A 19,076-nucleotide genomic window follows, 5' to 3' on the forward strand; every position below is an offset into this window, starting at 1 on the left:
TTACGTTTCGCTGGCGATCGGGTCGGTGTCCTTGATGACGGCGCCGCGCGCCGTCCTGCGGGTATTGTAGAACGTCGCGGCCACGCCCGACACCAGGATCACGCCCACCCCCAGCCACACGTGCCAGTCGAAGGTGTCGCCCCACAGCAGCAGGCCCCACGCGCACGAGAACACGATGCCGGTGTACTGCAGATTGGCCACCACCAGCACCTTGCCGACGCGGTAGGCGCGGGTCATGGCCATCTGCGCCATCAGCGCCGCGCCGCCGATCCCGGCCAGCAGCAGCAGGCTGTATGGCGTGTGTTCGTGGAACACAGCGCCCTTGGGGCCATCGCCGGCCAGCGTGGCGACCAGGCCCACGACCGTGGTGGTCAGTGAAAAGAAGAACACGACGCGGTATTCGGGCTCGCCCAGCTGGCCCAGTTTGCGCACCTGCATATAGGCTGCGGCGGACACCACCGACGAGCAGACGCCGGCCAGCGCGCCGAGCCACTGCTGGCTTTCCACTGCCGGCTGCAGCACCATCGTCACGCCAAAAAAGCTCATGCCGATGGCGACCACCAGCGGCCATTCGGCGTGCTTGGTGCCGGTCCACCAGCCCAGCGCGAACATCCAGGCCGCAATCCAGATCGGCGCCATGTAATTCAGCGTCATGGCGGTGGCCAGCGGCAGGCGGCCGATGGCGAAGAACCACATCCACAGGGCGGTCACGCCGACGAAGCTGCGAATCAGGTGCGACCTGGCGAACGGCGTCCTGAAGGTGCCGCCGCGGTGGCGCACCATGGCCAAGAGGATGACGGTGCCGATCAGGCCCCGGTACATCAGCAGTTCGGACGTGGAGTAGAACTCGGAAGCGAGCTTGACGCCCGCGCCCATCGCGGCGAACGCGAAGCTCGCGAACAGCATCCAGAGTGAAGCCATTGAATTTCCAATAAAAAAGGAGGGGGCAGCCGACAGGCCACACCCTCCGCAGCGCGCTTTATGACAAGTTCAAAGCGCTATTTTGCTGCGATACCACTCATGGAAGTGCTGCATGCCGTCTTCCATGGGCGACTGATACGGACCGACTTCATTGACCCCGCGCGCCACCAGGATCTTGCGGCCGGCGTCCATGCGCAGGCCGATTTCATCGTCCTCGACCGCCGTTTCCATGTACGCGGCGCGTTCGGCCTCGACGAACTCGCGCTCGAACAGCACGATCTCTTCGGGGTAGTAGAACTCGACCACGTTGCGCGTCTTGTCCGGGCCATCGGGCCACAGCGTCGACACCACCAGCACGTGCGGATACCACTCGACCATGATGTTCGGGTACAGCGTGAGCCAGATCGCGCCGTACTTCGGCGGCGTGCCATTGTTGAACTTGAGGATCTGCTCCTGCCAGCGTTTGTAGGCAGGCGAACCGGCCTTTTGCAGCGCGCGGTTCACGCCCACGGTCTGCACGCTGTAGTCGGCGCCGAATTCCCATTTGAGGTCATCGCACGAGACGAAGTTGCCCAGGCCCGGGTGGAACGGTTCGACGTGGTAATCCTCGAGATAGACCTCGATGAAGGTCTTCCAGTTGTAGTCGCACTGGTGCACTTCGACGTGGTCGAGCATATAGCCCGAAAAATCGAGGTCTTTCGTTACCGACAGCTGGCCGAGTTTTTCCATCACGTTGTAGCCGTTCTGCTCGAACAGCAGCCCGTTCCAGGTCTGAAGCGGGGTCTTCGACAGGTTCAGGCACGGCGTATCGGCGAAATGCGGCGCGCCGATCAATTCGCCCTTGAGGTCATAGGTCCAGCGGTGCAGCGGGCAGACGATGTTCTTCGCATTGCCGCGCCCATTGAACATGAGCGCCTGGCGATGACGGCAGACGTTGGACAGCACCTCGATGCCGCTGGCGTTACGCACCAGCATACGACCCTCGTGCTCGGCCGCGAGCGTGGCGAAGTCGCCCGTTTCGGGCACCATCAATTCATGCCCGACATAACGCGGGCCATTGACGAACAGCTGCTGCAGCTCTTGCTCGAGCAGCGCTTCGTCAAAATAAACAGTTACCGGAAGCTGCGCGTTCGAGCGCGCCAGCTTGGCGTGGGTAGCCAGATCGGACATCCCAACCCCCCTTAAGTAAGCATCCAAAGAAGAGAAAGAATCCAAAGACCAGTATTTAAGTAAAGGAATACGGTATTTCGGACAGAACCGGCGATTATACTTCGGAACGAGCTCTACCGTCTCGGTCCGGCGCGCGGCTGTTGGGTACATTGCCGCAGAAATCGCCGCGCGGGCATGATTTTCATGATGAGGAAGGGCGTAGGCCGGTCTGTGGGCGAGGCTGCATGTTGCGAATGGTGCAATGTGCGCCCCCCATGGTGTGGGATTGATCTAAAATACGCGATTGGATTGACCCACGGCGCACAACTGGACGCCCTTACGATACCGACTTATGGCAAAGAATATGACAGCGGTGGGCGCGGCAGCAGCAGCGGCGCCACCCGAATCCTTCGAGGGGGCGATGGCCGAACTGGCCCAGCTCGTGACGCAGATGGAGTCCGGCGCCTTGCCGCTGGACGCTTCGGTCGCGGCGTACGCGCGCGGCTCCGAACTCGTCAAGTACTGCGCGGGGCAGCTCGAGAAAGTCGAGTCGCAGGTCAAGGTGCTCGAAGGCGACATGCTCAAGCCGTTCTCCGCCGACGACGAGGGTGCGCAATGAGCGCGCCGGCGTTCGCCGACTGGACGGGCCAGGTCCAGCAAGACGTTGAAGGTGCGCTCGACACGTATTTGCCGGCGGCCACCCAGGTGCCGCACAAGCTGCACGAAGCGATGCGCTACACGACGCTCGGCGGCGGCAAGCGCGTGCGCCCGCTGCTGGCGTACGCTGCCGGCGCGCTGTTCGACGCCGACCCGGCAGCGCTGGCGCGCGTGGCGAGTGCCGTCGAAATGATTCACGTGTATTCGCTCGTGCACGACGACATGCCGTGCATGGACGACGACGCCCTGCGCCGCGGCAAGCCGACGGTGCACGTGGCGTACGACGAAGCGACCGCGCTGCTGGTGGGCGACACGCTGCAGGCCCAGGCCTTTACCGTGCTGGCCGAATGCGCCACCGTGCCGCCGGCGCGCCTCTTGACGATGGTGCGCCTGCTGGCCCAGGCGGCCGGCTCGAACGGCATGTGTGGCGGCCAGGCGATCGACCTCGATAGCGTGGGCCTGGCCTTGACGCGCGACGAACTCGAACGCATGCACCAACTGAAAACCGGCGCCATGCTGCGCGTGTCGGTGCTGCTCGGCGCACTTGCCGGCCGCGACCTGACGCCGCTCGAAGTCGAGGCCCTGAACGCGTATTCGGCCGCGATCGGGCTCGCGTTCCAGGTGGTCGACGATGTGCTCGACGCGACCGCCGACTCGGCCACGCTGGGCAAGACCGCCGGCAAGGATGCGGCCGACAACAAGCCGACCTATGTGTCGATCCTTGGCCTGGCGCCTTCGCGCGCCCTGGCCGAGCAATTGCGGCGTAACGCGCATGATGCGCTGGCGCCATTCGGAGAACAAGCACAGCGGCTGCGTGAACTGGCAGACCTGATCGTGCAGCGGAAGGCCTAAATGAACCTGTTAGAGAACATCAACGACCCGTCCGACCTGCGCAAGCTGCCGCGCACCCAGCTCACGCCACTGGCCAAGGAGCTGCGCCAGTTCTTGCTCGAGTCGGTCTCGAAAACGGGCGGGCACCTGTCGTCCAACCTGGGCACGGTCGAACTGACCATCGCGCTGCACTACGTGTACGACACGCCGCGCGACCGCATCGTGTGGGACGTCGGCCACCAGACTTATTCGCACAAGATCCTCACCGGCCGCCGCGGGCGCATGCCGTCGCTGCGCCAGCTGGACGGCCTGTCGGGCTTCCCGAAGCGCGACGAAAGCGAGTACGACACGTTCGGCACGGCGCACTCGTCGACCTCGATCTCGGCGGCGCTGGGCATGGCCGCAGCAGCCAAGATCAAGGGTGAAGACCGCCACGCCATCGCCGTCATCGGCGACGGCTCCATGACCGCCGGCATGGCGTTCGAGGCGCTCAATAACGCGGGCGTCGAAGAAGACGTCAACCTGCTGGTCATCCTCAACGACAACGACATGTCGATCTCGCCGCCGGTCGGCGCGCTCAATCGCTACCTGGCGCGCCTGCTGTCGGGCCAGTTCTACGCCGCCGCCAAGAACGTCGGAAAAAGCGTGCTGCCCGCGCCCGTGCTGGATCTGGCGCGCAAGCTCGAAGAGCATGCCAAGGGCATGGTGGTGCCGGCCACGATGTTCGAGGAATTCGGTTTCAACTACATCGGCCCGATCGATGGGCACGATCTCGAATCGCTGATCCCGACGCTGGAAAACATCAAGAAGCTCAAGGGCCCGCAGTTCCTGCACGTGGTGACCAAGAAGGGCCAGGGCTACAAGCTGGCCGAGGCCGAGCCGATCCTGTACCACGGCACCGGCAAGTTCAATCACCTCGAGGGCATCAAGCCGGCCACCGCGCCGGGCAAGATCACCTACACCGAAGTGTTCGGCAACTGGCTGTGCGACATGGCATGCGCGGATAAACGCCTGGTCGGCATCACGCCGGCGATGCGTGAAGGCTCGGGCATGGTGCGTTTCCACAAGGAGTACCCGCAGCGCTACTTCGACGTCGGCATCGCCGAGCAGCATTCGGTGACGTTCGCGGCCGGCATGGCCACCGAAGGCGTCAAGCCCGTGCTGGCGATCTACTCGACCTTCCTGCAGCGCGGCTACGACCAGCTGATCCACGACGTGGCGCTGCAAAACCTCGACGTGACCTTCGCGCTCGACCGCGCGGGCCTGGTCGGCGCCGACGGCGCGACCCACGCCGGCAACTACGACCTGGCCTACCTGCGATGTATCCCGAACATGGTCGTCATGGCCGCGTCGGACGAAAACGAATGCCGCCAGATGCTGACCACGGCGTACCACTATCCCGGTCCGGCGGCGGTGCGCTACCCGCGCGGCGCCGGTGTCGGCACGCCGATCGTGGAAGCCCTGACGTCCATTGAGATCGGCAAGGGCGAAGTGCGCCGCACCGGCAAGGCCATCGCGATTCTCGCCTTTGGTTCGATGGTTTCGCACAGCATCAAGGCCGGCGACGAACTCGATGCGACGGTGGCGAACATGCGCTTCGTGAAGCCGCTCGACGTCGACCTGGTGGTGCGCCTGGCGCAGGAGCACGACCTGATCGTGACGGTGGAAGAGGGCTGCATCATGGGCGGCGCGGGCGCCGCCGTGATGGAAGCGCTGGCCGCCGCCGGCATCGCCAAGCCGGTGCTCAATCTGGGTCTGCCGGACACCTTCATCGACCAGGGCGATCCGGTGGCGCTGCTGTCGTCGGTGGGGCTCGACGCCAAGGGCATCGCGGCCTCGATCCGCGCGCGCCTGACGGCGGCGGGCGAGCCGCGGCTGGTGGTGAATAACGGCTGAAGCGTTGCGGCTTCATGAAAAGCGGCGCCGCGTGCGCCGCTTTTTCATGCCCGCCGCGTTCGTGTGCAGCAGCAGTTCGTGCTACCGGCTCCAGATGACGCAAGCCCGCTGTCGTGAGAGAGCGGGCTCGTGGTGCTTGCCTCGCGCAGAGCGAGGCAAGGCAAGGCAGGCGGATTCAGGTCATGTTGCCGTATAAGACGTTGCCCATAAAGTCTTCCGAAAAGTTGCTGTAGCCGATGACGGCGATGACGATATCCTGGTCATCGATGACGGTATCGCCGTTATTCACCACCAGCAGTTGGAAGTAGTCGATCGTGAAGATGACGGCGTCGGTGTTGGTGATTTTCGCTGCGTTGTAGCCCGTAGTGAGCGCCGCGTACAGTTCATCACCACTGAACGAACCCACGATCTCCGCCTTGGATTCGACGACATGCGCCACATCGGCGCCGAAGTTGAATAGCACGCTCGCGTTGTGATTGACCACCACGATATCGATCGATGTCGCCGACTGGCTGTTCGGGATGTACGTCGACAGGTTTGAATCGGTTGCGGCGCCGTAATACAGAGTATCGAAACCGCCAACGACGAAGATCTGGTCGCCATCCGCGCCGCCAATGATGATGTCGTTGCCGGCACCGCCGTGAAGAATATCGTGACCCTCACCGCCGTTCAGGTTGTCCACGTCTGCGCCGCCGAACAAGAAATCATCGGCATCGGTGCCGAACATGCTGTCTTTGCCGTCGAAGCCCCACGCAACACTCACGTTTTCAATGAAGTCGTCGCCGTTGGTGCCAAGCGTGTAGACGCCTTTTTCATTATCGAGTACCGGGCCATTCTGACCGAAGACTTCGAACGTGCCGGTGTACACATTGGATTGTGCGCCGATCTGAACCGTTCCGGCAATCGCTCTGCCGTCCATTTCCGTCGATCGCACGCCAGGACCGGATCCGTTGGTGACCATGAAAATATCGCCGGCGACACCGCTAGTGAGCGAGATGCCGATTTCGTCGAAGGATACTTCCACAGTGGTGCCGGCCTCGACCGTGAAACCGAGCGCGGTCGTTTCCTTGCCAATATTGCCGGCCAAATCGTACTGGCGCACCTGCACCATGTGCGCGCCAACTTCGGTCAGCTCGAGCGTCCCCGTGCCGCTGCCATCGTTGGTGTCGCCGTAGAGCCAGGTTTTGCCTTTGTCGAGGCTGTATTCCCAGGCCGTACCGGTATTCTGCTCCAGGCCGGTAATGTCGATCAGGCCGGAGGTGGTCGCGCCATTGCTCGCCGCAGTGTGCAACACGATGTCCGGCGTTTCCGGCGCTTTTGTGTCGAGCGTGAAGGTCAACTGGTCGTAGTTGCGGTTGCCTGCAGCGTCCGTGACACGTACCTCGACGACGTTCACACCTTCCACGAGTTGCGGGGTCGCCGTCCAGACCGGGGTAGCTAGCGGCGCGCCGTTGGTGGTGATGTTATCAGGCTGCTTCACCAGGTACTCGACCGTGGCGCCTTCTTCGACGGCCTCGCGGTTGAGCGTGCCATCGTTCGTCACCAGATCGCGATCGGTGCCGAACTTGCCGTAATGGCTGTCCGTGGCGAGTTCGATGTAGGGCGGCATCGTGTAGCCGTCATAGACGATCTTCTGCGTGACCGGCGTGGTGCTGGCGCCGCTGGCGTCGACGGCGCGCAGCGACACAGTGGTGATCTGCTCGAGCGGCAGCGTCATCGTGGTAATCACGTTCTCGTTGCCGAGCACATGCAAGGATGGGAACTGGTAACCCAGTTTCACGTCCTTGAGGACCACGGTATTGGTGTTTGCATCGACCTCGATGTTGGTGTCGATCCAGTGTTTGCCATCGATCGAGTACTCGAAGTGCTGCCCGCTGCGCAGGTCGCGGCCGGTGTAGCTGAAGGTGACGTCGGCGCTGCTCTTGTTGGTGACGTTGTCGTCCTTCTGGTCGAACTCGCCCTGGGCAACGTGGTCAAACGCCAGTGAGAGGCTGAACGTCGGCGCCGGCGTGGTCACGACCGGTGCGGTCGGATACACGACCTCGATGGCGGCCGGCAGGCCGCCTGCAGCCAGGGCGGCGACCACGTCCTTGAGCGACGCACTGTATGGCATCACCTTGAGCACCTGGTCCATGCCGCCGCCGCGTAGCAGCGACTCGAGCGTGACCGGGTTGCCGGCCGCTGCCTTGGCGGTGTCGGCCAGCGTCTGGGCCAGCGCGACCGGGTCGCCCTTGCCGCGCGCCGTGTCGAACAGGGCGAGCAGGGTGCTGCCGGTGGCGATCGCGTTTACCACTTGCGGCGTCTTGGTGGCGGTATCGGCGAACGACACGGCGGCCTTGACCAGCGCGTCAATGTCGCCGGTGGCGGTGTCGACGGTCACGGCGCGCACCAAGATCCGGGCCGCTTCGACCGAGGCGTAACCACTGTATTCGGTACCCGATGCTTCGACCTGGGCGGTGAAGGCGTCGACCGCCGATTGACGCAGCGCGGTCAGCGCCTTGTCGATGCCCTGGGCGCCGCCCATGATCGCGACGGCCACGTCGGCCACCGATGCATGACCCTGCTCCACCACGTTTGTCCAGTACGCCAGACCGGTCGCATCCGGTGCGCGGTTGAACAGTGCCTGGTAGATCTCGCCGATACGCTCATTCACGGTATCAGCGCCGTAGCGCACCTGCGCTTCTTCCGAGGTGGCAAATGCCTGCGTGATCGCAGAAAGGTTGCCATCATTGTCGGCGAGTTGCTTGGTCCAGAATGCCAGGCCTGCGGGATCGGCCGGACGACCGTAGAAGGCCAGGTAGAACGAGTTGACGGTGGAGGCGAGGGTGCTTGGCATGCTCATGATGTAAGAGAGTGATGGGCGGGAACGAAATGTTTCCACTAGTCATTATCTTAATCATCAAAACGGCAAAACGCGCAGTTATTTGAACATCATGTGGGAATAATCTGACAAAAGGTAATGAAACGACATGAAATTTCACCCCATTCCAATAGTGTTGATGATATAAAATTACGAAAATACGATATATTGTCAAAAATCAGTATTGACTGAAAAGATGTATAGTCAGCCAGCATTGCCAAACAATACCTCGGCCCGCTGATACAAAATCCACGACGTCGCGATGTATTTGTCGCCGCTGACCGCCACATTGCCCCGGTGCGTATGCGTAAAGCCCGCCGGTGCGATGACCAGCCGGCCTTGTCTGGGCGCGATCTGGCGGCCCTGGTACAGGAACTCGGTCTCGCCACCTTCGGTCACATCATTCAGGTACACCATCCACAGCAGCACCCGATGCAGTGATTCGCAACTGGCGTTTTGCGGATAAATCTCGGAATGCCAGTGGTGATAGCCGCCGCTGCCGCGCTGGTATTTCTGCAGATTGATCGTGCCGGGCCGGTACAGCACGCGTAGCAGCTCGTCGATATACGGCCGTCCGATTTCGTTGAAGTTGGCCATCGACAGCACGGTCGGCACGCCGGTGACGGGATGCTCGAGCGTCGGCGACAGTGAGCCCATCAGCAGCATGCGATAGCGCTCGACGTAATCGGCCAGGTGGCGCCCCATGGTGTCCACCAGCAGCTCGGTGACATCGGCCCATTCCGGATGCTGGTTGATCGTGATGTCGTAGCTGTCCTTCTTGGCGACATCGACGCCGTTGCCGGTCTGCCCGCGCACCACCTTGTCGCTGGCGTCGAAACGCTTCATCAGCGCATCGCACTGCTGCGCCGTGAGCGCGTCGTCGTATACGCCGATGAAGTCGTCCATGGTCTATTACCGCCGTGTGCGCTCGTGATTCCACAGCACGTCGCCCCCGCCCGCAAAACGGTTCAATACGCGCGCCAGTACGAACATCAGGTCGGACAGGCGATTGACGTACTGGCGCGGATGCGCGTGGATCTGCTCTTCTTTCGACAGCGCGACGATGGCGCGTTCGGCGCGCCGGCACACGGTGCGGCACAGGTGCGCGGTGGACGCCGCGCGCGAGCCGGCCGGCAGGATGAATTCTTTCAGCACCGGCAGGTCGGCGTTGTATTTTTCGAGCATGGCATCGAGGCGCAGCACGTGCTCTTCCTTGATCATCTGGTAGCCCGGGATGCATAGCTCGCCGCCCAGGTCGAACAGGTCGTGCTGGATCGCCACGAGCTCGTCGCGCAAATCCGCCGGCATGTCTTCGCACAGCAGCAGGCCGACGAAGGAATTGAGTTCGTCGACTTCGCCCAGCGCGTGGATGCGTGCGCTGTCCTTGCCGGTGCGGCTGCCGTCGCCCAGGCCGGTGCTGCCGTCGTCGCCGGTGCGGGTCGCGATTTTTGAGAGGCGATTGCCCATAATCTTCTCTTATCCGATAGTGTGAAAATACGATGGACCGAGGATACGACAAAACCTGTCGATTTGCTTACAATCGACCCATGTCGTCCTTGAAATCAGACCCGTCTGACCGCCGCGCGCAGGTAGCTGCCGCGCTGCGGGCGCGCGTGCCTGCGGCGTGCGTGTTGTCCGACCCGGAAGACACCCGGCCCTACGAGTGCGACGGCCTGGCCGCCTACCGCCAGCTGCCCATGGTCGTGACGCTGCCGACCGATGAAGACCAGGTGCTGACGATCCTGGCCGTGTGCCGCGAATTGAACGTGCCGGTGGTGCCCCGTGGCGCCGGCACCGGCTTGTCGGGCGGCGCGCTGCCGATCCATGATGGCGTCGTGCTCTCTACCGCGCGCATGAACGCGATCAGGCGCGTCGACCCTCTGGCCCGAACGGCCGTCGTGCAGCCGGGCGTGCGCAACCTGGCCATTTCCGAGGCGGCGGCCATCCACGGCCTGTATTATGCGCCCGACCCGTCGTCGCAGATCGCCTGCACCATCGGCGGCAACGTGGCCGAAAACGCAGGCGGCGTGCACTGCCTCAAATACGGCCTGACGATCCACAACGTGCTGCGCGTGCGCGTGGCCACGATCGAGGGCGACCTCGTCGAACTGGGCGGCGCCACGCTCGATGCGCCCGGCCTCGATCTGCTGGCCGTGTTCATCGGCTCCGAGGGCATGCTTGGCGTTGTTACCGAAGTGACCGTGAAACTGGTGCCGAAGCCGGCGCTGGCGCAGGTCATCATGGCCTCGTTCGCCGACGTGGTCACGGCCGGCAATGCGGTGGCCGACGTGATCGCCGCCGGCATCATCCCGGCGGGGCTCGAGATGATGGACCGCACCTCGGTGCGCATGGTTGAACCGTTCGTCAAGGCCGGCTACGACCTGGACGCCGCCGCGATCCTGCTGTGCGAAGCCGATGGCAGCGCGCTCGAAGTGGCCGAAGAGATCGAGCGCATGCGCGCAGTGCTCGAGCGCGCCGGCGCAACGGCCATCGCCGTGTCGCAGGACGAGGCAGAACGCGGCCGCTTCTGGTCCGGCCGCAAGAATGCCTTCCCGGCGGCGGGCCGCATCTCGCCCGATTACTACTGCATGGACGGCACCATCCCGCGCAAGCAGCTCGCGCGCGTGCTGGCCGGGATCGCGGCGATGGAAGCCACCTACGGCCTGCGCTGCTCGAACGTGTTCCATGCGGGCGACGGCAATATGCATCCATTGATCCTGTTCGATGCGAGCGTGCCGGGCGAGTTCGATCGGGCCGAAGCGTTTGGCGCGGCGATCCTGGCGCTGTGCGTCGAAGTGGGCGGCACCATCACGGGCGAGCATGGCGTGGGCATGGAAAAGATCGGGTCGATGTGCGTGCAGTTCGGGCGCAAGGAGCTTGACGCCTTTTTCGCGGTCAAGCACGCGTTCGATCCGCTCTCGCTGCTCAATCCCGACAAGGCCATCCCCACGCCACACCGCTGCGCCGAATTCGGCAAGCTGCACGTGCACCACGGGCAGGTGCCGTTTCCCGAGCTGCCGCGCTTTTGATGGCCACCGTCGATTACTTCCAGCAGCAGGTGCGGGCGGCCGCCGCCAGCGGGCAGCCACTGCGCATCCGCGGCGGCGGCACCAAGGACTGGTATGGCGGTGCCCCGGCCGGCGCGATCCTCGACACGCGCGCCCATGCCGGCATCGTCGACTACGAGCCGACCGAGCTGGTGATCACGGCGCGCTGCGGCACGCCGCTGGCCGAGATCGAGGCCGCGCTGGCCGCCCATAACCAGATGCTGGCGTTCGAGCCGCCGCATTTCGGCCCGCACGCGACGCTGGGCGGCGTCATCGCCAGCGGCTTGTGCGGCCCGCGCCGCGCGACCAGCGGCGCCGCGCGCGACTTCGTGCTGGGCGCGACGCTGCTCGATGGGCGCGGCGACGTGCTGGCGTTCGGCGGGCGCGTGATGAAAAACGTGGCCGGCTACGATGTCTCGCGCATGCTGGCCGGCTCGCTCGGCACGCTGGGCGTGCTGCTGGAGGTGTCGGTCAAGGTGCTGCCACGGCCATTCGCCGAAACCACGCTGTGCTTCGCGTCGAGCGAGATCGAGGCGCTGCGGCGCCTGAACGAATGGGGAGGGCTGCCATTGCCCATCTCGGCCAGCGCGTGGGTCGATGGCATACTGGCGTTGCGGCTGTCGGGCGCCGAGGCGGCGGTGAATGCCGCAGTGCGCGATCTCGGCGGCGAAGCAATGCCGGCGGCCGATGCGTTCTGGCGCGCCGTGCGCGAACAACGCACGCCGTTCTTCGATGGCGACGGCGCGCTGTGGCGCCTGTCGGTGCCGTCGACCACCGGCGCGCTGGTGCTGGGCGGCGCGCAGATGATCGAATGGGGCGGCGCCCAGCGCTGGCTGCGCGCCGACGGCGACGCGCTCACGGCGCAGGCGATCCGGCGCACCGCGCAAGCCTGCGGCGGGCATGCGACGCTGTTCCGTGGCGGCGACAAGTCGGTGGGCGTGTTCCAGCCGCTGGCGCCGGCGCTGGCGCGCATCCACGCGCGCATGCAGGATGCGTTCGATCCGGCCCATATCTTCAACCCCGGCCGCATGTACCCGAAAGGCGCATAAAACATGCAGACGACTCTGGCTGACTTCATCAAGGGCACGCGCGACGGCAACGAGGCCGAGGCGATCCTGCGCGCCTGCGTGCACTGCGGCTTCTGCACCGCCACCTGTCCGACGTATCAGCTATTGGGCGATGAACTCGACGGCCCGCGCGGGCGCATCTACCTGATCAAGAACGTGCTCGAAGGCGCCGCGCCGACGCGCAAGACCCAGCTTCACCTCGACCGGTGCCTGACGTGCCTGAACTGCGAAACCACCTGTCCATCGGGCGTGAAGTACGGCCGCCTGCTCAACATCGGCCGCAAGCTGGTCGACGAGCGGGTGCCGCGCCCATTGGGCGAGCGACTCAGGCGCACGACGCTCAAGGCGTGCCTGCCGCGCGCCGGCTTGACCACGCCGGCGTTCAAGGTAGGGCGCTTGCTGCGGCCGCTGTTGTCGGCACCGCTGCAGGACAAACTGCAGCCGGCGCGCGCGGCGGGCCGCTTGCCGACGCGAGAGCACGCACGCAAGATGCTGGTGCTGGATGGCTGCGTGCAGCCGGGAATGGCGCCGAACATCAACGCCGCCGCGGCGCGCGTGCTCGATGCGCTTGGCGTGCAGCTGCTGGTGGCGCCAAAGGCCGGCTGCTGCGGCGCGCTGCGTCATCACCTGAACGATCAACAGGGCGGCCTGGACGACATGCGCCGCAATATCGACGCCTGGTGGCCGGGCGTGGCAAGCGGCGACGTCGAGGCGATCGTCATGACCGCCTCGGGCTGCGGCGTCACCGTCAAGGAATACGGCCATCTGCTGGCGCACGATCCCGCGTATGCCGCCAGGGCCCAGCAGGTCAGCGCGTTGACGCGCGACCTGTCCGAGATCCTGGCGTCATTCCAGGACCGGATCGCGGCCATGGCCAAGAGCCGGGGCGGCCCGCGCGTGGCGTATCACCCGCCATGCACGCTGCAGCACGGCCAGCAAATTCGGGGCACCGTCGAAGCCGTGCTGCAGGCGGCCGGCGTGGACGTGGTGCTGTGCGCCGACAACCACCTGTGCTGCGGCTCGGCCGGTACGTATTCGGTGCTCCAGCCCGAGATCGCCCACGCGCTGCGCGAGCGCAAGCTGGCCAGCCTGGCTGCGACCGGGGCCGAACACATCGTATCGGCCAATATCGGCTGCATCGCGCATTTGCAGTCGGGGACGGACACCCCCGTCGTGCACTGGATCGAATTGCTGGAGCGGGTCTGTGCAGCACACTCCGGGTGAGCGTGGTAGCATCGCCCCGACCCCAGTAACCTTTGCCGCAACCAGCAGGAACGATCTTGAGCTTTACCTTTCAACTCGTGCGCGAGGACGAAGACAGTCCGCGCGCCATCGTCTTCGAAGACAGCAGTACCCCCGGTCTGGTGCCGGTGTGGGAAGCAGCCGGCGTCTACGACGCGCTCTACAACAGTGATGGTCAGATGGCGCGCGACGTGTCGCGCCGGCTCGCGTATGGCGTCGATCGCTTGAACGACGACCCCGGGCTAGCCCGCCTGCTGCCGCCCGGCCTGTCGATGGACGTGGCGATCCGCTTCCTCGACAACGTCACCCGCGCCTGCATCACGCACGGCGCGGCTCGCATCCAGACCCGCTGAGATTGCCCTATGGTCATTCGGCGCGAGGCCTTGTACCATAGGCGCGTTATGCTCGCCAACTGAAAGAGTTCAATGACCTTGCCCATCCTCTCCCGTACCCTGTGCCTGACCCTGTTCGCCGCCGCCTGCACCGCGCCCGCGCAGGCCGATAGCTTCACGTCGTCCGCGTCCAGCGCCGGCTCGGCGTCGTCGGCAAGCATGTCGGATTCGGTCAGCAGTTCCAGCGACAGCTCGAGCGACGACCACAAGGTCGCCGCCGGCCAGTACCGCGTGATCAATATCGCGCAAGCCCCGAACAAACCCGACACCACCCGCCTGACCCTGCGCGCCGATGCCGCCGGCCAGGCCCGTTCGTTCGAACTCGATGTGCCCAATCGCGCACTGGCGGCGCGCACCGTGATCGCGGGCGACGTGGTGCAGGTCAACGAGCGCGCATACGGCTACGAATTCGCGTACGCCGACACCCAGCGCCCGTTCTTCCTGGCGCTGCAGGACGAGTGGTACCGCGAACTGGGCTCGCGCAAAGTCACGATCTGATGGTCGTGCGCCAGGCCGCGCGCTTGGCTGCTCACTTGTTGCTGTTGTGCGCAAGCGGCAGTGCCTGGGCGGGCTTTCCCACCTTTTGCGAGCGCTCGCGCGACATCGGCGCGCTTGAACAGGACCGCGTGCTGCGCTTTGCCGGCGTGGTCAAGCAGGAACTGGATCGAGCAGATGGCAAAGTCGCGCTGATCGCACGCGCCGGCACGGACCTGAGCCGCTTCAACCTGGTGTATTCACACGCCGGCGTCGCGCTGCGCGACCGGCCGGGCAGTCCGTGGGCGGTGCGCCAGCTGTACTACGCCTGCGACGAAGCGCGCCCTCATATCTTCGACCAGGGCATCGCCGGCTTCGCGCTCGGTGCCGACGCACCCGGCAAGGGGCATATTGCGCTGCTGTTCCTGCCCGAGCAAGACAGCGCATCGCTCGAGCGTGCCGCCCGCGACAAACCGTTGGCGCTGGCGCTGCTGGCCGGTAAATACAGTGCCAATGCCTATGCCTACGGCACCAAATACCAGAACTGCAATCAGTGGGTGGCCGAGCTGCTGGCCAGCGCCTGGGGCAGTCCCGCAGGACGCGAGGACGCAAGGAAGCACGCCCAGGATTGGCTGCGTGCGAACGATTACGTCCCCGGCCCGGTCAGGGTACCGTCACACTTCACGATGTTCGCCGGCCAGTTCGTGCCGCTCGTGCACGTGGACGACCATCCCGTGGAAGACCTGCACGCGCTGTCGCTGCAGGTGAGCGTGCCCGCGTCGATCGAGGCCTTCGTGCAGCGCCGCGCGCCCGCCACACAGCGCGTCGAAATCTGCCACGACGAACGCCGGATTGTCGTGCGGCGCGGCTGGGAGCCGCTGGGCGCCAGTTGCACGCCGGGACCGGGTGACGAGGTGCTTGCAATTGCGCCATAAACGGCGCTGATGTCCATCGGGAGAGCAGCATGCAGATGGTTCCACCAAAGACCGGACGGCTGGCCTGGCAGGGAGTGTTGCTGGCTGTCGCAGGATGCTGGCATGGCGTCGCCGGCGCCGGCGAGGCATTGCCGTCGCACCTGACCGGGACCTGGGGTACGGCCGAATCGCTGTACGTGGGCAACACCGGCCAGACTGACCTCCATCTTGCAGCCGACGGTGTGGGCATCATGGTGGGTTCGACGCCGCCCCCGCAGCGGATCAGCGGCGTGGACGACGGCACGCCGCCCCCCAGGGCACTTATCGGTTTTCCGGTGCGGGCGACGCTGGGTGGTACGGTGCTGACCGTCCGCCCCATGGCACTCGATCCGAAAGACGCTGCGAGGGCCGCGCGCAGTGTGGTCACCTGCAGCATCGATCTGGCCGGCCCAACCTTGACATGCGTGGGCCCGAAAGGCCCAGCCATGGTCATGCGGCGGCGCAGCGCGGTCATGTCCGGGGAAGAGGCGCGCATGCTCGCAGAACTGCGACCGCACTTTCCGCCGGCGGCGGCGGGCGACTAGCCGGGCCGTTTCAACCGGCCAGCACCTTCTCGATATCGCCGCCCAGATCTTCCGGCTTGGTGGTCGGCGCATAGCGCGTGACGACCGCGCCTTCGCGGTTGACGAGGAACTTGGTGAAGTTCCACTTGACCGCCTCGGTGCCCAGCACGCCCGGCGCCTCGCCCTTCAAAAAGCGAAACAGCGGATGCGCGTCATCGCCATTGACGTCGACCTTGGAAAACATCGGGAACGTCACGCCGTAGTTCTTTTCACAGAACGCGCCAATGGCCGCCTCGTCGCCCGGTTCCTGATGGCCGAACTGGTTGCACGGGAAGCCCAGCACCACGAGGCCCTGATCGGCGTAGCGGCGTTGCAGTTCTTCCAGGCCCTGGTATTGCGGCGTGAAGCCGCAGGCGCTGGCCGTATTGACGATCAGGAGCGCCTTGCCGCGGTAGCGCGCCAGGTCGACCGGCTGGCCGTCGAGGGCGGTGGCGTTGAAATCATAGGCAGTCATGGGGGTCTCCTTATTGTGAACCGGTGAGCTTACGCTACGCTGGGCGCGCACGCCAGGCCGCTGGCATAGGCATCAATATTGGGTTCGTCACAGCTGCAATCAGCACTGTGATCGACGCCGTGACATTTTTCCGCTCTTAGCATTTCTTAACAAATTCCGGTAACTGCCCGTGCGACAATCACGCTCGTTCACACATCCAGTCACCCAGATCTTCATGCCACGTCACCAATCTTCCGCCCTGTTGTTCGCGCTGCTCGCACCGTTTTACGCCATGGCACAGGAAACGTCCGTCCGCCCGGCGGAACCCGTCACCGGCGTCGTGACGCCGATCGCCACGGCGCCAACGCCGGCGCCGCAGACCGAAGTCCCGGTTGCCTCCACCGTCGCCGTCACCGCCGCGCGTTCATCGAACCGGATCGACCGCCAGGCGTATGACGTCAAGTCCGACCCTGCGTCGACCAACGACACCATCGCCGATACGCTCAACAAGGTGCCGTCGGTGGCCGTGGACACGGACGGCAATGTGACGCTGCGCGGGCGCAGCAATGTGCAGATCCTTGTCGACGGCAAGCCGTCGGCGATGATGCAGGGCGATAACCGCGCCGCGGCGCTGGGCGCGATCCCGGCGGCCGATCTCGATTCGGTGGAAGTGATCAACAATCCCGGCGCGCAGTTCGGCAACGAAGGCGGCGGCGGGCCGATCATCAACCTGGTGATGCGGCGCGACCGCACGCCGGGCGGCTTCGGCGCCGTCAATGCGAACGTCGGCCCGGAAGGGCGTGCCAACGCGTCGAGCTTCGGCAGCTACACGACCGGGCGCATGAGCGTGCAGGGCGGCGTGTTCGTGCGGCGCGACACGCGCGGCTCGGATGGCGAGACGAACCGCGACCGCATCGACCCGCGCACCGGCGCGGTGGCCAGCAGCACGCAGACATCGAACAGCGAGACCGATACCGAAGCCGTCGGCTTGAACAGCTCGATGACCTACAACCTGGGCGACAAGGACGTGCTGTCGGCCAAGGCCAGTTTCTCGGCCAACGGCAGCGACGGGCTGTCGCAGGAACGCTATCGCGGCGCCAACGCCGACGGCAGCATCGACGGCGACTACCTGCGTTCGAGCGTGCGCGATAACGACAACCGCAGTTACAGCCTGAGTGGCGGCCTGGATCACAAGGGCGAGCGCCCCGGCGAAATCGTCAAGTTCGACCTGCGCATCTCGGGCAACAAGGGCGAGGCCGATACGCGATTCGCCAGCGATTACACGGTGCGCCCGGCCAACTCCACCGAGCCCCGCACGCACCAGAACAACCTGACCGAAACGCGCGTGATCGACTTCACGGGCGACTATGAACTGCCGGGCGAGAAGGGCGTGTTCAAGGCCGGCTACAAGGTCGCCCAGACCAGCAATGTGTTCGACACGCGCTTCTACAACGTCAATGCAACGACACTGGCCGAGAGCCTGAGCACCCAGCGCACCAACCGCTTCGAGCTCGATGAAACGACGGTCGCCCTGTATGGCACCTACCAGCTGCGCCTGGCCGAAAAATGGGGTTTGCTGGGCGGCTTGCGCACCGAGTACACCGACCTCGATCTGAACCAGGTCACCACCAGCGTCAAGGCCAACAACAATTACTTCGACGCGATCCCGAGCGCGTTCCTGACCTATGACTGGTCGGACGACACGGCGCTGCGCCTGAGTTACGCGCACCGCATCCGCCGGCCCGGCGCGGGCGACCTGAATCCCTTCGTCGTCTACCGCGACGAGTTGAACGTCTCGTCGGGCAATCCCGACCTGATGCCGACCAAGACCGACTCGATCGAACTTGGCCTCGAGACCAAGTTGGGCAAGGTCGAGACCAATGTGCGCCTGTATGCGCGGCGCGACTCCGACCTGATCCAGGAACGCCGCACCTTCATCTCCGACACGGTGCTGTTGACCACGCGCGAGAACGCCGGCAGCAGCAATTCGGGCGGCCTCGAATTCACGTTCAGCGGGCGCGTGACGCCAAGCCTGTCACTGAACGCCAGCGGCAACCTCGGTTACTCCGAGCAGTCGGTGCTGGGCAGCAGCCAGGACGACAAGCGCAGCGCCACGTCGCTCAGCGGCCGCGCGCGCGTGAGCTATCAGTTCAACCCGACCAACAGCCTGCAGCTGGTGCTCAACGCGCAGGGCAAGACGCTGTTCGGCGAAGGCTACCGCCAGCCGACGCGCAGCGCCGACCTCAGTTACCGCCGCAACCTGAGCCAGGCCCTGAGCCTGGTAGTGAACGTCAACGACATTTTTGACTCGCAAAAGAGCGAGTCGATCACCGAGACCGACCGCCTGCGCGAATACAGCATCCGCCGCCAGGAAGGGCGTCTCGTGTATGTCGGCCTGTCGTACCGCTTCGGCAGCTTTGGCGGGGCGGGTCAGCGTCGGCCGGAAGGGCCGCGGGGCGGACCTGACGCCGGGCCAGGTTTCGGGCCACCGGGTGGCGGCATGGGGCCGGGTCGCTGATCCAGCCATGCAGCGTGGGTTAATTTGAACAATGCGCGTTGGCGTGGAGGGA

The 19,076-nt window shown here is 64.9% G+C and carries 17 protein-coding genes; 11 read left to right on the plus strand and 6 right to left on the minus strand.

The features are described from left to right. Positions 1-921 (minus strand): DMT family transporter, encoded by a 921-nt coding sequence (locus tag AB2N08_RS10060; RefSeq protein ID WP_367610498.1) that lies wholly within the window; start codon positions 919-921, stop codon positions 1-3. 69 nt (positions 922-990) lie between these two features. Continuing rightward, positions 991-2,091, minus strand: coding sequence for an aromatic ring-hydroxylating oxygenase subunit alpha (locus AB2N08_RS10065; RefSeq protein WP_367610499.1), 1,101 nt, complete (start codon positions 2,089-2,091; stop codon positions 991-993). Between the two features lie 331 nt (positions 2,092-2,422). Between AB2N08_RS10065 and AB2N08_RS10070 the strand changes: the two genes are divergently transcribed. Genes AB2N08_RS10070 through dxs form a run of 3 tightly spaced genes read left to right on the plus strand, consistent with a single transcriptional unit; the run spans position 2,423 to position 5,454 of the window. Continuing rightward, entirely contained in the window at positions 2,423-2,689 is a 267-nt protein-coding gene (locus AB2N08_RS10070; RefSeq protein ID WP_367610500.1) for an exodeoxyribonuclease VII small subunit, read from the plus strand. Beyond that, on the plus strand, positions 2,686-3,579 hold the full coding sequence (locus AB2N08_RS10075) for a polyprenyl synthetase family protein (RefSeq protein WP_367610501.1): 894 nt from the start codon (positions 2,686-2,688) through the stop codon (positions 3,577-3,579). The genes AB2N08_RS10070 and AB2N08_RS10075 overlap by 4 nt, the downstream gene beginning before the upstream one ends. Continuing rightward, positions 3,580-5,454 (plus strand): 1-deoxy-D-xylulose-5-phosphate synthase, encoded by a 1,875-nt coding sequence (gene dxs, locus AB2N08_RS10080; protein WP_367610502.1) that lies wholly within the window; start codon positions 3,580-3,582, stop codon positions 5,452-5,454. It begins immediately after the preceding gene. 175 nt (positions 5,455-5,629) lie between these two features. On the opposite strand, the gene AB2N08_RS10085 is transcribed toward dxs, so the two are convergent. The 3 genes from AB2N08_RS10085 to AB2N08_RS10095 form a co-directional block, all read right to left on the minus strand. Continuing rightward, the gene (locus AB2N08_RS10085; RefSeq protein ID WP_367610503.1) at positions 5,630-8,290 is read right to left on the minus strand and encodes a DUF4214 domain-containing protein; all 2,661 of its coding nucleotides are present in this window, start codon (positions 8,288-8,290) and stop codon (positions 5,630-5,632) included. Positions 8,291-8,518: 228 nt separating this feature from the next. Beyond that, on the minus strand, positions 8,519-9,220 hold the full coding sequence (locus AB2N08_RS10090) for a 2OG-Fe(II) oxygenase family protein (RefSeq protein ID WP_367610504.1): 702 nt from the start codon (positions 9,218-9,220) through the stop codon (positions 8,519-8,521). A gap of 6 nt (positions 9,221-9,226) precedes the next feature. After that, complete coding sequence (locus tag AB2N08_RS10095) at positions 9,227-9,781, minus strand: cob(I)yrinic acid a,c-diamide adenosyltransferase (RefSeq protein ID WP_367610505.1); 555 nt, start codon at positions 9,779-9,781, stop codon at positions 9,227-9,229. Between the two features lie 80 nt (positions 9,782-9,861). Here AB2N08_RS10095 and AB2N08_RS10100 point away from each other — a divergent pair, with 80 nt between their 5' ends. The 7 genes from AB2N08_RS10100 to AB2N08_RS10130 all read left to right on the plus strand — a co-directional run bounded on the left by AB2N08_RS10100 (position 9,862) and on the right by AB2N08_RS10130 (position 16,034). After that, positions 9,862-11,343 carry an FAD-linked oxidase C-terminal domain-containing protein gene (locus AB2N08_RS10100; protein ID WP_367610506.1) on the plus strand — a complete coding sequence of 494 codons (1,482 nt, stop codon included), beginning with the start codon at positions 9,862-9,864 and terminating at the stop codon, positions 11,341-11,343. Continuing rightward, positions 11,343-12,410: a glycolate oxidase subunit GlcE gene (gene glcE / locus AB2N08_RS10105; RefSeq protein WP_367610507.1), complete on the plus strand. Its 1,068-nt coding sequence runs from the start codon at positions 11,343-11,345 to the stop codon at positions 12,408-12,410. The genes AB2N08_RS10100 and glcE overlap by 1 nt, the downstream gene beginning before the upstream one ends. A 3-nt stretch (positions 12,411-12,413) precedes the next feature. Then, a complete protein-coding gene (glcF, locus tag AB2N08_RS10110; protein WP_367610508.1) occupies positions 12,414-13,652 on the plus strand; it encodes a glycolate oxidase subunit GlcF in 1,239 nt (412 codons plus the stop codon). Between the two features lie 56 nt (positions 13,653-13,708). Beyond that, entirely contained in the window at positions 13,709-14,023 is a 315-nt protein-coding gene (locus tag AB2N08_RS10115) for a hypothetical protein (protein WP_367610510.1), read from the plus strand. 72 nt (positions 14,024-14,095) lie between these two features. After that, complete coding sequence (locus AB2N08_RS10120) at positions 14,096-14,560, plus strand: hypothetical protein (RefSeq protein WP_367610511.1); 465 nt, start codon at positions 14,096-14,098, stop codon at positions 14,558-14,560. Between the two features lie 23 nt (positions 14,561-14,583). Then, positions 14,584-15,471 carry a DUF2145 domain-containing protein gene (locus tag AB2N08_RS10125; RefSeq protein WP_367610512.1) on the plus strand — a complete coding sequence of 296 codons (888 nt, stop codon included), beginning with the start codon at positions 14,584-14,586 and terminating at the stop codon, positions 15,469-15,471. A gap of 29 nt (positions 15,472-15,500) precedes the next feature. Then, positions 15,501-16,034, plus strand: a complete 534-nt coding sequence (locus AB2N08_RS10130; protein WP_367610513.1) for a hypothetical protein — start codon at positions 15,501-15,503, stop codon at positions 16,032-16,034. 10 nt (positions 16,035-16,044) lie between these two features. Here the strand turns inward: AB2N08_RS10130 and AB2N08_RS10135 are convergent, their stop codons facing one another. Continuing rightward, a complete protein-coding gene (locus AB2N08_RS10135; protein ID WP_367610514.1) occupies positions 16,045-16,527 on the minus strand; it encodes a glutathione peroxidase in 483 nt (160 codons plus the stop codon). A 214-nt stretch (positions 16,528-16,741) separates the two neighbouring features. Between AB2N08_RS10135 and AB2N08_RS10140 the strand changes: the two genes are divergently transcribed. After that, entirely contained in the window at positions 16,742-19,024 is a 2,283-nt protein-coding gene (locus AB2N08_RS10140) for a TonB-dependent receptor domain-containing protein (protein ID WP_367610515.1), read from the plus strand. Positions 19,025-19,076: the final 52 nt, after the last annotated feature.

The sequence above is a fragment of the Massilia aurea genome (assembly GCF_040790145.1).
Lineage (GTDB): Bacteria > Pseudomonadota > Gammaproteobacteria > Burkholderiales > Burkholderiaceae_D > Telluria > Telluria aurea_C.